At 67.0% G+C, this 12380-nt stretch carries 12 protein-coding genes; 6 read left to right on the forward strand and 6 right to left on the reverse strand.

Annotated elements, in window-relative coordinates:
* The first annotated feature begins 36 nt into the window (after positions 1–36).
* A complete protein-coding gene (locus tag ACWFRF_RS01665; RefSeq protein WP_452448477.1) occupies positions 37–1524 on the forward strand; it encodes an SDR family oxidoreductase in 1488 nt (495 codons plus the stop codon).
* A 3-nt stretch (positions 1525–1527) separates the two neighbouring features.
* Here the strand turns inward: ACWFRF_RS01665 and ACWFRF_RS01670 are convergent, their stop codons facing one another.
* From ACWFRF_RS01670 to ACWFRF_RS01685, 4 genes are all read right to left on the reverse strand, one after another.
* Positions 1528–2490, reverse strand: coding sequence for a phytoene/squalene synthase family protein (locus ACWFRF_RS01670; RefSeq protein ID WP_387446902.1), 963 nt, complete (start codon positions 2488–2490; stop codon positions 1528–1530).
* Positions 2487–4013 (reverse strand): phytoene desaturase family protein, encoded by a 1527-nt coding sequence (crtI, locus tag ACWFRF_RS01675; protein ID WP_452448478.1) that lies wholly within the window; start codon positions 4011–4013, stop codon positions 2487–2489. Before crtI ends, ACWFRF_RS01670 begins: the two co-directional genes overlap by 4 nt.
* Before the next feature lie 33 nt (positions 4014–4046).
* A complete protein-coding gene (locus ACWFRF_RS01680; RefSeq protein WP_452448479.1) occupies positions 4047–4985 on the reverse strand; it encodes a polyprenyl synthetase family protein in 939 nt (312 codons plus the stop codon).
* Positions 4986–5754: 769 nt separating this feature from the next.
* Entirely contained in the window at positions 5755–6387 is a 633-nt protein-coding gene (locus ACWFRF_RS01685; protein ID WP_452448480.1) for an NAD(P)-dependent oxidoreductase, read from the reverse strand.
* A gap of 138 nt (positions 6388–6525) precedes the next feature.
* On the opposite strand from ACWFRF_RS01685, the gene ACWFRF_RS01690 reads away from it, so the two are divergent.
* Both ACWFRF_RS01690 and ACWFRF_RS01695 read left to right on the forward strand, forming a co-directional pair.
* Positions 6526–7164, forward strand: coding sequence for a TetR/AcrR family transcriptional regulator (locus ACWFRF_RS01690; protein ID WP_452448481.1), 639 nt, complete (start codon positions 6526–6528; stop codon positions 7162–7164).
* A gap of 187 nt (positions 7165–7351) precedes the next feature.
* Positions 7352–8278, forward strand: a complete 927-nt coding sequence (locus tag ACWFRF_RS01695; RefSeq protein ID WP_452448482.1) for an SMP-30/gluconolactonase/LRE family protein — start codon at positions 7352–7354, stop codon at positions 8276–8278.
* Here the strand turns inward: ACWFRF_RS01695 and ACWFRF_RS01700 are convergent, their stop codons facing one another.
* Positions 8279–8491 carry a hypothetical protein gene (locus tag ACWFRF_RS01700; RefSeq protein ID WP_452448483.1) on the reverse strand — a complete coding sequence of 71 codons (213 nt, stop codon included), beginning with the start codon at positions 8489–8491 and terminating at the stop codon, positions 8279–8281. It abuts the gene before it with no gap.
* 145 nt (positions 8492–8636) lie between these two features.
* Entirely contained in the window at positions 8637–9467 is an 831-nt protein-coding gene (locus ACWFRF_RS01705) for a serine aminopeptidase domain-containing protein (RefSeq protein WP_452448484.1), read from the reverse strand.
* 172 nt (positions 9468–9639) lie between these two features.
* Between ACWFRF_RS01705 and ACWFRF_RS01710 the strand changes: the two genes are divergently transcribed.
* From ACWFRF_RS01710 to ACWFRF_RS01720, 3 genes are all read left to right on the forward strand, one after another.
* Entirely contained in the window at positions 9640–10356 is a 717-nt protein-coding gene (locus ACWFRF_RS01710; protein ID WP_452448485.1) for a type 1 glutamine amidotransferase domain-containing protein, read from the forward strand.
* A 94-nt stretch (positions 10357–10450) separates the two neighbouring features.
* The gene (locus tag ACWFRF_RS01715) at positions 10451–11368 is read left to right on the forward strand and encodes an acetoacetate decarboxylase family protein (RefSeq protein ID WP_452448486.1); all 918 of its coding nucleotides are present in this window, start codon (positions 10451–10453) and stop codon (positions 11366–11368) included.
* 45 nt (positions 11369–11413) lie between these two features.
* On the forward strand, positions 11414–12367 hold the full coding sequence (locus ACWFRF_RS01720) for an alpha/beta hydrolase (RefSeq protein ID WP_452448487.1): 954 nt from the start codon (positions 11414–11416) through the stop codon (positions 12365–12367).
* Positions 12368–12380 lie beyond the last annotated feature (13 nt).

A 12380-nucleotide genomic window follows, 5' to 3' on the forward strand; every position in this document is an offset into this window, starting at 1 on the left:
TCGAACAATGCCGATGACGAGCACAGGGAACGGGTGATGAGCATGCGGTGTGTGGTGTTCGGCGCGACCGGCTACATCGGTGGACGTCTGGTGCCCGAGCTGATCCAGGCCGGCCATCAGGTCCGGGTGGTGGCCCGGACCCCAGAGAAGTTGGCAGAGGTTCCCTGGCGGGAACAGGTCGAGATCGTCCGTGGCGATGTCACCGACGATGACGAGGTGCGCGCCGCCGTCGCCGACCAGGAGGTCGTCTACTACCTGGTGCACTCGTTGGCCCGGGACGACTTCTCCGACATCGATCGCGAGGCTGCGCGGCTCGTCGCGGCCGCGTCGAACTCGGCCGGTGTCCGCCGCATCGTCTATCTCGGCGGCATCATCCCCGAGCACGCGACGCTGTCACGCCATCTCGCCTCCCGCGCCGAGGTCGGCGAAATTCTGCGCGAATCCGGCGTTCCCACAGCGGAACTGCGCGCCGCGGTGATCATCGGATCCGGTTCGGCCAGTTTCGAGATGCTGCGATACCTGTCCGAACGCCTGCCCGCGATGATCACCCCGCGATGGGTGCACAACCGGATCCAGCCCATCGCCGTTCGGGATGTCCTCTACTACCTGGTGCAGGCCGCGGAGTTGCCCGCCGACGTCAATCGCTCGTTCGATATCGGCGGGCCCGACGTCATGACCTACTTGACCATGATGCGCGAATACGCTGTGGTAGCCGGGCTCACTCGTCGTGTGGTGCTGCCGGTTCCGGTGCTCACGCCGTGGCTGTCGGCGCAGTGGGTCAACCTCGTGACCCCTGTGCCACGAGCGCTGGCCGTGCCGCTCATCGAGTCGCTCGTGCACGAAGTCGTGTGCGGCGAGCACGATATCGCCACCCACATCCCGGATCCCGCCGAAGGTCTCACCCGCTACGCGCGAGCCGTGGAACTGGCGCTGACCCGTATTCGCCATGCCGACGTACCCACCCGCTGGTCCGATGCCAGCACATTCGGCGCACCCTCGGATCCGCTGCCCACCGACCCCGCGTGGTCGGGCGGCTCACTCTACGAGGACCTTCGTGAGCAGCACACCGACGCCGACCCCGAAACCGTGTGGGCGGTGATCGAAGCCATCGGCGGCGAGAACGGCTGGTACTCCTTCCCTCTCGCCTGGTCGCTGCGCGGCTGGATCGACCGTGTCACCGGCGGTGTCGGGTTACGCCGCGGCCGCAAGAACCCCCGCCACCTGCACTCGGGCGAAGCCTTGGACTGGTGGCGCGTCGAATACATCGACCGGCCCCATCTCCTGCGGCTGCGCGCCGAGATGCAGCTCCCGGGACTGGCGTGGCTCGAACTGGGTGTGGAACCGGACCCGACCGGCGGCTCCCGCTATCGGCAGCGGGCCATCTTCCAGCCGCACGGTCTCGCCGGCCACCTCTACTGGAAAGCGATCACGCCGTTTCACAACGCCGTGTTCGGCGGCATGGTCCGCAACATCACCGGCACCGCCGAACACGACCCCGCCGACGGCGCGGTGCCGTCCAGCTGACGATCAGCCTGCCGCGTTCGTCAGCGCGCGAGCGCGGCTGCCTCGCCGCGCCCACAGCGCACGAGCCAACGCCGAACCGGCAACGCGGGTGCGGCGCGCGTTGCCCACGGTGGCACGCGCAGTGAACACCGCGAACTCGCTCTCCTCGATGCGGTCGAGAATTTCCGAGTACAGCACCGCCGCGGTGGCCACACAGGGTCGCGACACCGGGTGTAGTTGCGCTATTCCACTGTCGGCGTACCGATACCAGTCGCGCGCGATCGCGTGTTGCTCGGCCAGCGCTGACCGGACCTTCGCGTCGGTGCGTCGGCGAGAACGACACCACTGCAACCTGGTGCGGTCCACATCATGGGCAGCCAGCTCGTCGGCCGGTAGGTACACCCGGCCGCGGTCGAGGTCCTCGGCGATATCGCGCAGGAAGTTGGTGAGCTGAAACGCTTTTCCCAGCGCAGCCGCGTAGGGGGCAGCATCGGCTCGTTCGCCGACGGTGCCGAGCACCGGCAGTACCTGCAAACCGATCACGTCGGCCGAACCGCGCACATAGCGGTCGAGCGCGGCCCGGTCGGGGTAGTCGGTGACAGTCAGATCCATGCGCATCGAGTCGAGGAATTCGTCGAACAGGACGTGGTCGATCTCGTATCTGGCGACGGTATCGGCCAGCGCGGCGAAAATCGGGTCGTCGACCGGGGCACCGGAAAGGCTGTCGTGCAGGTCCCTCGTCACCGCGTCCAGCCGTTGCGCCGGAGTGCCCGCTGCATCGTCGGTCAGCGGTTCGTCGACGATGTCGTCGGCCCACCGGGCGAAGCCGTAGAGAGCGTGGATCGCCGGGCGCTGGGCGGGCGCGAGCAGCCGGGTGGCGAGGAAGAAGGTGCGGCCATGGCGCGCGTTGAGTTCCCGGCAGCGCTGGTACGCCTCGCGCAATCGAGCATCGCGGATACCGGCCGCGTCGAGTTCCGTGCGAATCATCGTCGATCGCCTCCGATCGAGGTCGAGGTCGAAGCCCGCGACGCGGACACCGTGCCGGTGACGCGGTCGGCGGCGAGGCGGCCCGACAGCAGTGCCGTCGGTACGCCCACGCCGGGTACGGTGCCGCAGCCGGCCAGCACCGCATTGCTCACACCGCGCGGCAGGTTCGCGGGGCGAAAGGGACCGGTTTGAGCGAAGGTGTGCGCGAGCGAGAACGGGGTTCCGGCCAGCAGGCCCTGCCGCTGCCAGTCGGCGGGCGTGTCCAGATGCACGACCCGGGCATCGCTGACGAAACCCGGAACCAACCGGTTCTCGACTATCGCGGCCAGCTCCTCGCCATAGGCGGTGGCACGGCGATCCCAGTCGAGGTCACCGCTGCGGTAGAGGTTGGGCACCGGGGCGAGAACAGTGAACAAGTCGTGGCCGGGTGGGGCCAGGGTGGCGTCGGTCGCGGTCGGGCGGGTCACCAGCAACGACGGGTCGGTCATCACTTTTCCGGCACCGATCAGTTCGTCGAAGGTCTGCTCCCACGCGGCGCCGAAGACAAGGTTGTGATGGGCGGTCGGCACCGATTCGGGGACACCGACGTGCATGACGACCGCGGACGGCGCCGGGCGCCAACTGCTCGGCCGACGCGGGACACGGTCGAGCAGCTCGTAGGCGGTGGGAAGTTCGGTCGCCAGAACGACAGCGTCGCAAGGGATTCGGCGGCCACGCTCGGTGAGTACCGCGGTGATCCGGGATCCACGCCGCTCCAGATCGTTGACTGTCTCGCCGTAACAGAACGTCACACCGGCATCGACAGCGGCGGCGGCCAGGGCGTCGGGTAGTGCGCGCATGCCGCCGCGCGGAAAGGAGACCCCGCCCACGGTGTCCATGTAGGAAATCACCGCGTACAGCGCCAGTGCGCGTTGTGGCGAAACGCCCGCGTAGAGCGATTGGAAGGTGAAGACGCGGCGCAGCCGCTCATCGGTCAGGAACGATCCGATGGCCCTGTCGAGGCGCCGGAATCCGCCCAACGCGATCAACCGCGCGAACGCCGGCGTCAGCAGCCCGAGCGGAGAGTCGACATTCGCGGCGATGAACCGTTCGAATTCGACCTGGTACAGCTCGCTCAACCACGAACGCAGCCGGCGATATCCCTCGACCTCTTTCGGTCCGGCGAACGCCAGGACCGATTCCTCCATGGCCGAGGCGTCGCTGTGGACATCCAGCGCGGTGCCGTCGGCGAAGTGCGCGCGATAGGCCGGGGCGACGGGCAACAGCTCCAACCGGGACTCGAGACTGTCACCGACCGCGGCGAGGGTGTCGGCGACGATGTCGGGCATGGTGAGCACCGACGGTCCGGTGTCGAGCAGATAGCCGTCGACGTCGCGCCGTCCGGCCCGGCCACCGGGGACCGTATCGCGCTCCACCACCGTGACGCTGCGTCCGCGTCCTGCCAGGTGCAACGCGGCGGCCAGTCCTGCCAGACCGGCCCCGACGACGACCACCTCATCGGTTGTTCCCGATATCGTGCGCATTGCTTCCTTTCGGTGGGGCGGCGGGTTCGCCGGTCAGTGCGAGCGGTGCGTGCACAACAGCGCCATTCGCTGCAGCGCGTCGGCCACCGATGGTTCGAGGTCGGCGCTCTGGAGGAGCCGGCGTGCGTGCTCGACGCGCTCGCCGATCATCTGCTCGGCACGCCGGCGTGCGCCGCTGTCGATGATCACGGTCTGGGCGAGCGCTACGGCCTGCTCGTCGATGAACTCGGCCCGCCACAGATCTCGTAGCCGGGCGCGATCCGACGGCTCGGCGAGCTGATCGGCCAGCGCGATCACGGTGGTCGCCTTGCGTTCCCGGACATCGTCTCCGGTGGGTTTTCCGGTAGTCGACGGGTCGCCGAAGATGCCGAGAAGGTCGTCACGGAGCTGGAACGCTTCCCCGATCACGTCGCCGTATTCGCCGAGAACGCGCATCACCGTCTCGTCGCAGCCGGCCATCGCCGCACCCAATTCGAGTGGGCGCCGCACTGTGTAGTTGCCGGACTTGCGCCGCGCGATATCCATCACCTCGCCCACGCTCGGGAGCCGGTTCGCGTCGTTGGTCAGATCCGCGAGCTGACCTACCGCCAGTTCGCTGCGCATCGCGTCGTAGCGCGGCCATGCCCGATCCAGCGCGGCGGCAGGCAAGCCGCTCTCGCGCACCATGCGCTCAGCCCACACCAGGAACAGGTCGGCCATGAGGATCGCCGCGGACTCGCCGAATCGGGCCGGCGAGCCCGACAATCCCTGATCGCGGTGCCATGCGGCGAGCCGGAGGTGAGCGGACCGCTGTCCGCGCCGGACAGTCGACTCGTCCATCACGTCGTCTTGCACCAGCGCGAACGCGTGCAGGAGCTCCGCGCCGGCGGCCGCACGCAGGGCGGCTTCGGATTCCCCTGCGCCGCCGCACAGCCAGCCGAGATAGACGAACACCGACCGTACGCACTTGCCGCCCGACGCGAAATCGATCATCAACCGGCCTGGGAACGAGAATCCCGCCGGGTCGAGTTCTGCCCGGCAACGCGCGCGGACGAACTCGTCGACATGACCGCGGACCGAGATCTGTGTGCGCGCGAGCCAGTCGGCGAACCGCGCGGATCCGTCATCACCGGTTGCGGGTTCACAAGGTCGAAGCGCGATTGCTACTCGTTCGGCATCCACCCATCGATTGTGACACCGATCGAGCAAAAATGCATCGTTTGCGCATCGTTTGATCGTTCCGGCAGCGCTGCAACTGCGGCCGCACCAGAGATCACGCGTCATGGACCGACTATCAACGCTGGACCGCGCTGCGCATTCTGGGCCGGACCCCGGCTCGGGTTGCTCCGGCTCCGTGGGGAACTGTCGGTAACCTCGTCGCCGGAGGAGGGACTGATGTTGCGTCCAGGAGAGGTTTTCGCGGCACCCGAGTCGTGGCCGTTCCGCGAGGCGGTCAGGGAACGGTGACCGCGATCCCGGCCGGCGAGCACTCGAATCCGCTCTGGTCACTCGACTTCGGCAGTCCTCTTCGCCGTTTCGACGGCCGGGTGTACGTGGGCAATCGGCGGGTGGTGTGAGATCTGGCGGCCCGCGCACCTCGGCCTGCGCGCGGGTGCCGCGTCGACCGACACGGGCCTCACCCTCCCCTCCAGGGTGAGGACCGCATCGGGGCCGCTGATCGAGCGGCGCACCAGGCCCCGGATCTCCAACGGCCAGGGACGGAACAGCCGCGAGACTCGAGGTCGGCCAGGATTGTGAGCTGTCAGTTGGAGACGCCGACCGCTGTGCGCAGGTGTTGGCGCTGCTCGATGATGTCGAGCATGAAGTCGGCGGCATCGCCGCAGGTGATGGAGTAGCCCGTCGCTCGCCCGCTCGGGTCGGCCTTGACGGTTCCCTTGTCTGCCACCGCCTTCAGAGCCGGGAGGCGAACGGCTGTCCAGGCCAGCTCACTGACTGCGAGCTGGGCTTCCATCGCCACTTTGGCATCGAGAATGGGCGGCAGGCGGCGCGCGAACAGCGGCACCAGGACGCGACGGAAAAGGAAGGCACCGGAACCGGGTAGTCCCATGTTGCTCGCGCACACGAGTCGTTCGACGCCGTGCGCGCGCATCTTCTCGATGATCACGCGTGTGGCGTCGGGGACGAGGTCATTGGGTTTACCGTCGCCGAGCCCGCCGACCCCCAGGTACTGGATCACGGCGTCGGTGCCGTCCAGCGCGCGCTCGACCGCCGCCGGATCCAGCGCATCGCCGCGCACGACGCGAACGCCGTGGGGCGCTTTGTCGGCGCTTGTCGTGGAGCGCGCGAGGACTGTCACGTTGTGCCCGCGTTCGAGCGCTTTCGCGACAACAGCGCTGCCGCCCATACCGGTCGAACCGAAGACCACCAGTTTCATGTTCCGAGCCCCGCCTCTGTGTGGTCGTTCGAGATCGCGATCGCCCACTCGGGCGACCCACCCTCACGACAGTAGTTACTGTTGTTTGAAACGACAGTAACTACTGTCGTAAGGTCGGTCAAGACGGAAGGCGGACACATGGTCAGAACTTGGGCGACAGACGATCCCAAGGCCGGGCTCATGGCGCGCAAGCGTGCCCAGATCGTCGCGGCCGCGCGCACGGCCTTCCTCGACGAGGGATACGCCGCGAGCTCGGTCAACAAGATCGCCGACGAGGCCGGCGTCTCGATCAAGACCCTCTACCGCCACTTCGAGACGAAGGACGAGCTCTTCACCGCCGTCATCGCGGGTCTGTGCGCACCCGACAGCGACACCACCCGAGACCCCGCCTGGTACACCGATCCGCCCGAAGTCGGCTTGGTTCGCGCGGGCGAGGAGTACCTTCGCCATGCCCTTTCCGACGAGCAGCTCGCGCTCTACCGGGTGGTCGCTCACGACGCGGATCGTTTTCCCGAACTCGGGCGCATCTACCGGCGGGAAGTCCTCGGCCGTAGCGGCCTGATCTTCGCGTCCTATCTGGACCGGTGGCGTGAGCGGCAGGGCTGGCGAATCACCGACAAGTACGAGGCGGCCGCGGTGTTCGGCGGACTGCTGAAGGCCAGGCTCTTCGACCAGGTGTTACTCGGCGGAGCGCAGCCCGACACCGAAGAGATCACCCACCGAGCGCGCCACGCGGCCGACCAATTGCTGACCATCCTCGAAGCGGGCGACCTCTGACGCTGCGGACGTGGCCCGCCGACCACAGCTCCGACTTCATCACCCCACGGAGGCTTTCGCCGACGTCCGCGGCCGATCCGTTGTTTCGGTGCGAGTTCCACGACTCCCGCCCTAGGCTTGGCCCGATCTCGTCGACAACACCGCCTCCGACAACGGCAGAGCTGCCGGCCCGGACCCGAGGAACCCCATGCCCCTCTCCCCCATCCTGTCTCGCGCACTCGCCGCGATAGCGATCACCGCGACAGCCTCCACCCTTCCCGCCGCGCAGACCGCTTCCGCCGAACCGGTTTCGTGCGCGCAATGGACTCGGCACACCGTCGCGGCGGGGTACGGAATACTCGAGAACCTGGGGTTCGACGGTCGCGGAAATCTGCTGCTGGCAGAGCAATCCGCCACCGGATCGTCCGGCACCCTGCAACGCCTCGGTGCCGACGGCTCGCGATCTGTCGCGGTGAGCGACGTGGAGGGTCCCGGGTCGATCCTGACCGCCGGCGACACCGCGTATTTCACGACGGGCAACAGCGTCACCGCCGCCCTCACCGACCGCGCCGACGGGACGATTCAGGCCCTGCACCTCGACAGCGGCACCGTGCAGACGGTGGCCACCGGTCTGACGATGCCGAACGGGTTGGCGCAGTTACCGAACGGCGACTTCGTCGTCAGCAGAGACATCGGCGCGGGCACCTTGACTCGGGTCACCTCTGACAACATCGCGACACCCTACGCACCGTCACTGAGCTCCACCAACGGCCTCGCGTTCGACCCGCACCGCAATCGGCTCATCGTCTCGACGACGTTCAACCCCACATCGGTCATCGCCGCCGTCGACTACGCCGATCCCGACAGCCCACCACGCCAGGCCGTGATTCCCGGTGTCGGGCCACTGAACTCGGCCGACGATCTGACCGTCGGCCCGGACGGCAAGGCGTACGTGACCCTCAACGTGGCCGGAGCAGTTCAGCAGGTCGATGTGGACACCGGCCGGACCTGCGCGATCGCCGACGGTCTGCCGTTGTCGTCGTCGGCACGGTTCGGGTCCGGACCCGGCTGGGATCCGAACGCCCTGTACGTCACCAGTTTCCTCGGAACGGTCACCGAGCTCACGCCGCCCTGATCATCGGTTGAGACAGACCATCCCGAGCAGCGGGCCGTACCGATTCTCGGCGCTGCCCACCACGACCAGCAGGCCACCGACCGGGCTGCAGAGCACGTCCAGACTCGACGAGCCGGTGTCCGCCACCGGCTGCTGGGCGTGCGCGGAACCCGCGCCGACGGCGGACGCGAGCAGGAAGAGAGCGAGTGCGGACGACGCCGCGAGCTTGTTCATAGCTCCACCGTGCCGTGTGTCCTCGCGGCGCGCACGCCCCGAATTGCTGGGGCGCGCACCGAGGATCACACCGGACCGCATCATCTGATCCCGTGCGAGTTACCTACTCGGACAACGCCCTTCGCGAATGCTCATGCGCCCCGGATCACTCCGTCACGCCGGCCACGCTCGAATGACTCGCTGTCGTCGACACCTGGTGCCACCACGTGGCGATCCGGTCGACCACCGGCCCTGGTGTCCGCACCCACTTGATGTGGTCGTTGGACGCACCAGCCGGTACGTCCGCGGTGCGGTAGTCCCATCGAGTGACCCTGCCCGGGGTGAACAGCCGGCGGGCGAAAGCCTCGATACCGCGTCGCGGTGCCAGTGCGTCGTCTTCGAGGGCGATCACCAGCGTCGGTGTATTGATTGTGTCCAGCGCAGGGAAGGGAGGCCGCCCGGTCAGGACCATGGCGGCCCACTCGCGCATTTGCGTGCGTGCTCCAGGTGCGCCGAAGGCGGGCTTGGGCAGATAACCGAAGACCGCCGTGATGACCGGCACGAGCGAAGCCATGATCGCCACGGGCAGGCCGAAATTCGGAAAATGCCGGTGGTATGGCAGGCTGCCGCCGACGGTCACCATGCCATCGGCGCCGGGGTGGTTGAGCTCGTGGCCCGCGGCGAGTTGGGCGCCGAGGCTGTGTCCGAGGACGACGACCGGCCGGGCGGGGTCTTCCCTGCGGGCCTCGGCCACCGCGTACGCGATGGTGTCGATCTCGTCCCGGTAGGACCAGTTGTTGTGCCGCGATGCCTGCGGCGTGCCCTGTTCGAAGCCCCGCCGAGGCAGCGCCCGCGCGCTCCAGCCGAGGTCGGCGAATGCTGCGACGAGCGGGGCGTAGAAGCGCGAACCGATGGCCATGGCCGGCGCGATCAAGACGATCGGCGATATCGCCTTCGGCCCGATACCACCCGAATGCCGACTACTCGACCTGCTCACTGATGCACTCCTTCGTTCGTCCGATACGCCCATCGGGTCGTTGACGGCGGGCAACCCCGAGGCTAATGTTAGCAGCGAAAACATTGGCTGCGGGTCTACGGACTCTTCTGCCGTTCCGGCCGCCTGGCATCCCCTCTGTCGAGAGTACGACCGCACCCAGGAGGAACATGTTGTGACGAAAGTGCTGATGGTCATCACGGCCGCGGATCGCTGGACATTGAAAGACGGCACAGTGCACCCGTCCGGCTATTGGGCCGAAGAGGTCGCTTTTCCGCACCGCGCTTTTACCGAAGCCGGATGGGACATCACCATCGCGACCCCGGGCGGCAAGAAACCCACGCTCGACCGGCTCAGCCTCGGCATCTCCGGCGGAATGCCGGGCAAGCGCCGCGACATCGAGCACTACCTCGACAGCATTCAGGATGCGCTCGCCACACCGGTCCCGCTCGACACTGTCGACTCCGATTCTTTCGACGTCGTCTTCTACCCGGGCGGTCACGGCCCGATGGAAGATCTGGCCTACGACGAGACCTCCGGCGCGCTGCTCGCCGCCCGGTTGGCCTCTGGCAAGCCCTTGGCCCTGCTCTGCCACGCTCCCGCGGCGATCACGGCGGCGACCGGACCCGACGGAAAGAATCCGTTCGCCGGTCGCCGGATGACCGGGCTGTCCAATCGGGAAGAGCTGCTCAACCGGTTCGCCTGGAAGGCACCATGGCTGCTCGAGGACATGCTCAAAGAACTGGGCGTCGACTATTCGAAGGCGCTCATCCCCTTACGGCCACACATCGTGGTCGACGGAAACCTCTACACCGGACAGAACCCGCAATCCTCCGAAGAGCTCGCCGACCGACTCATCACCGACGTCGGCGCCGCGTGGTCGTTGGCCTGACCGCGTGACGGTCACGCCACACCAGTGTTGACAGTGCTTACATTGATGGTTAGCGTCGGGATCGCCTCGAAAGCAAACAAAGGGAGCTGCGCCGATGTCAACGACTCAACAGAGCACGGTCCAGGTAGATCTCGGTGGCCGTACAGTCACCGTGCCGGAAGACGGTCTCTACGACAGATATCGCATGAATCCCGATCTGGACGAGATAGCGCGCGATTCCCGGGTCAGCGGTGTCGACTTTTTCCGGGAACTCCCTAAAACCAAGGTCGACTCACTGATCGGCGAAACCTACACGCCGAATTTCTACTACCGGATGTCCAGTGCCAGGCTCACGATGCTGGCCCGTTCGCGCGCGATCCGTTCCCGGCTGCCCGCTGAGCTGGCGCCGCTGGAAGTGTTCCCCGGATTCGGCGTGGTCTCGGTCATGTTCTTCCGTTACGACGTCTGCGATATCGACTTCTATACCGAGGCCGCCGTGGGCATCGCGGTCCGACCGGCCAGACACGGCAAGCTCGGTCTCGCCGACCTGCTCACCGGCCTCGACAGCGACCGCCTGGATTCCTATGTGCTGTCGCTGCCGGTGAGCACCGAGATCGCCCGGGTCCGTGGGCACGACGGCTACGGCTTCCCCAAATGGGTCACCGAGATCGACTTCGAGGTCGATGGCGCCCGGACCACCGGCCGGGTCCTCGACGACAGCGGCGCAACAGATCTGACCTTGTCGGTGGCCACACCTGCCCAGACCGCATATCCCAGCGGTGAGCGGGTGTCGACGCTCACCTCCTACACCTCGATCAAGGGCGGCTGGCACTCGACACTGAGCCAGACCAACGTCCTGTCGGCCGGCAGCACGACGATGCCCCGTGACGTCACGCTGACGATGGGGCACGGCCGCCTCTCGCGAGATCTTCGATCACTCGCGCCGATCAAGACTCTGCGCCTGGACGTGATGAGCGAAGGCCAGAACGCTTTGCACATGCCGGTTCCGACTTCGGTCCCGACAAGGGCATAGGACAGCACATCGCCTGAATGAACACCCGACCAGAAGGAGATCGTGATGACCGAAATCAAGCCGGTTCTCGAGCCTGAGGCAGCGGAGTTCGCCACAGCCACCGATACCCCGCCGTTCCTTTTCCAGTTGCCACCGGAGCAGGGTCGCAAAGCGGTCGACGAGGTCCAATCGGGTGACATCGACAAGCCCGCCATCGACGAGGAATGGATCACCGTCGAGGGCGGGCCGACCGGCTCGGTGAAAGTCCGCATCGTCAAACCGGCGGGCGCCACCGGCACGCTTCCGGTGATCTTCTATATCCACGGTGCGGGCTGGGTATTCGGCAACGCGCACACCCACGATCGGCTGGTCCGCGAACTCGCGGTCGGCGCCGATGCCGCCGTGGTGTTCCCGGAGTACGACCTGTCGCCGGAAGCGAAATATCCGACGGCGATCGAACAGAACTACGCCGCCGCACAATGGGTGTTCGCACACGGTGCTGAAAGGGGTCTCGACGCTACGCGTTTCGCGGCCGTGGGCGATTCGGTGGGCGGCAATATGGCCGCTGTACTCACCTTGATGGCCAAGGACCGCGGCGATGTGCGGATCTCGCAGCAGGTGCTGTTCTATCCGGTCACCAACGCCGATTTCGACACCGCGTCCTACCACCAGTTCGCCGAGCACTACTTTCTCGCCCGCGACGGCATGCGCTGGTTCTGGGACCAGTACACCGACAACGACGCCCAGCGTGCCGAGATCTACGCGTCACCGCTGCGCGCTTCGGTCGATCAGCTCACGGGCCTGCCACCCGCGCTGGTGATCACCGGGGAAGCCGACGTCCTGCGTGACGAGGGCGAGGCCTACGCGGCCAAGCTCAGGGCGGCCGGGGTGCCGGTCACCCAGGTGCGCTTCGGCGGCATCATCCACGACTTCGTGATGATCAATTCGATGCGCTCGACGCACGCGGCCGACGCCGCCATCAAGCTGGCGCAGGACACCCTGCGCGCGGCACTGCACTGAATCCGAAACCATG

Source organism: Nocardia sp. NPDC055165 (genome assembly GCF_053606985.1).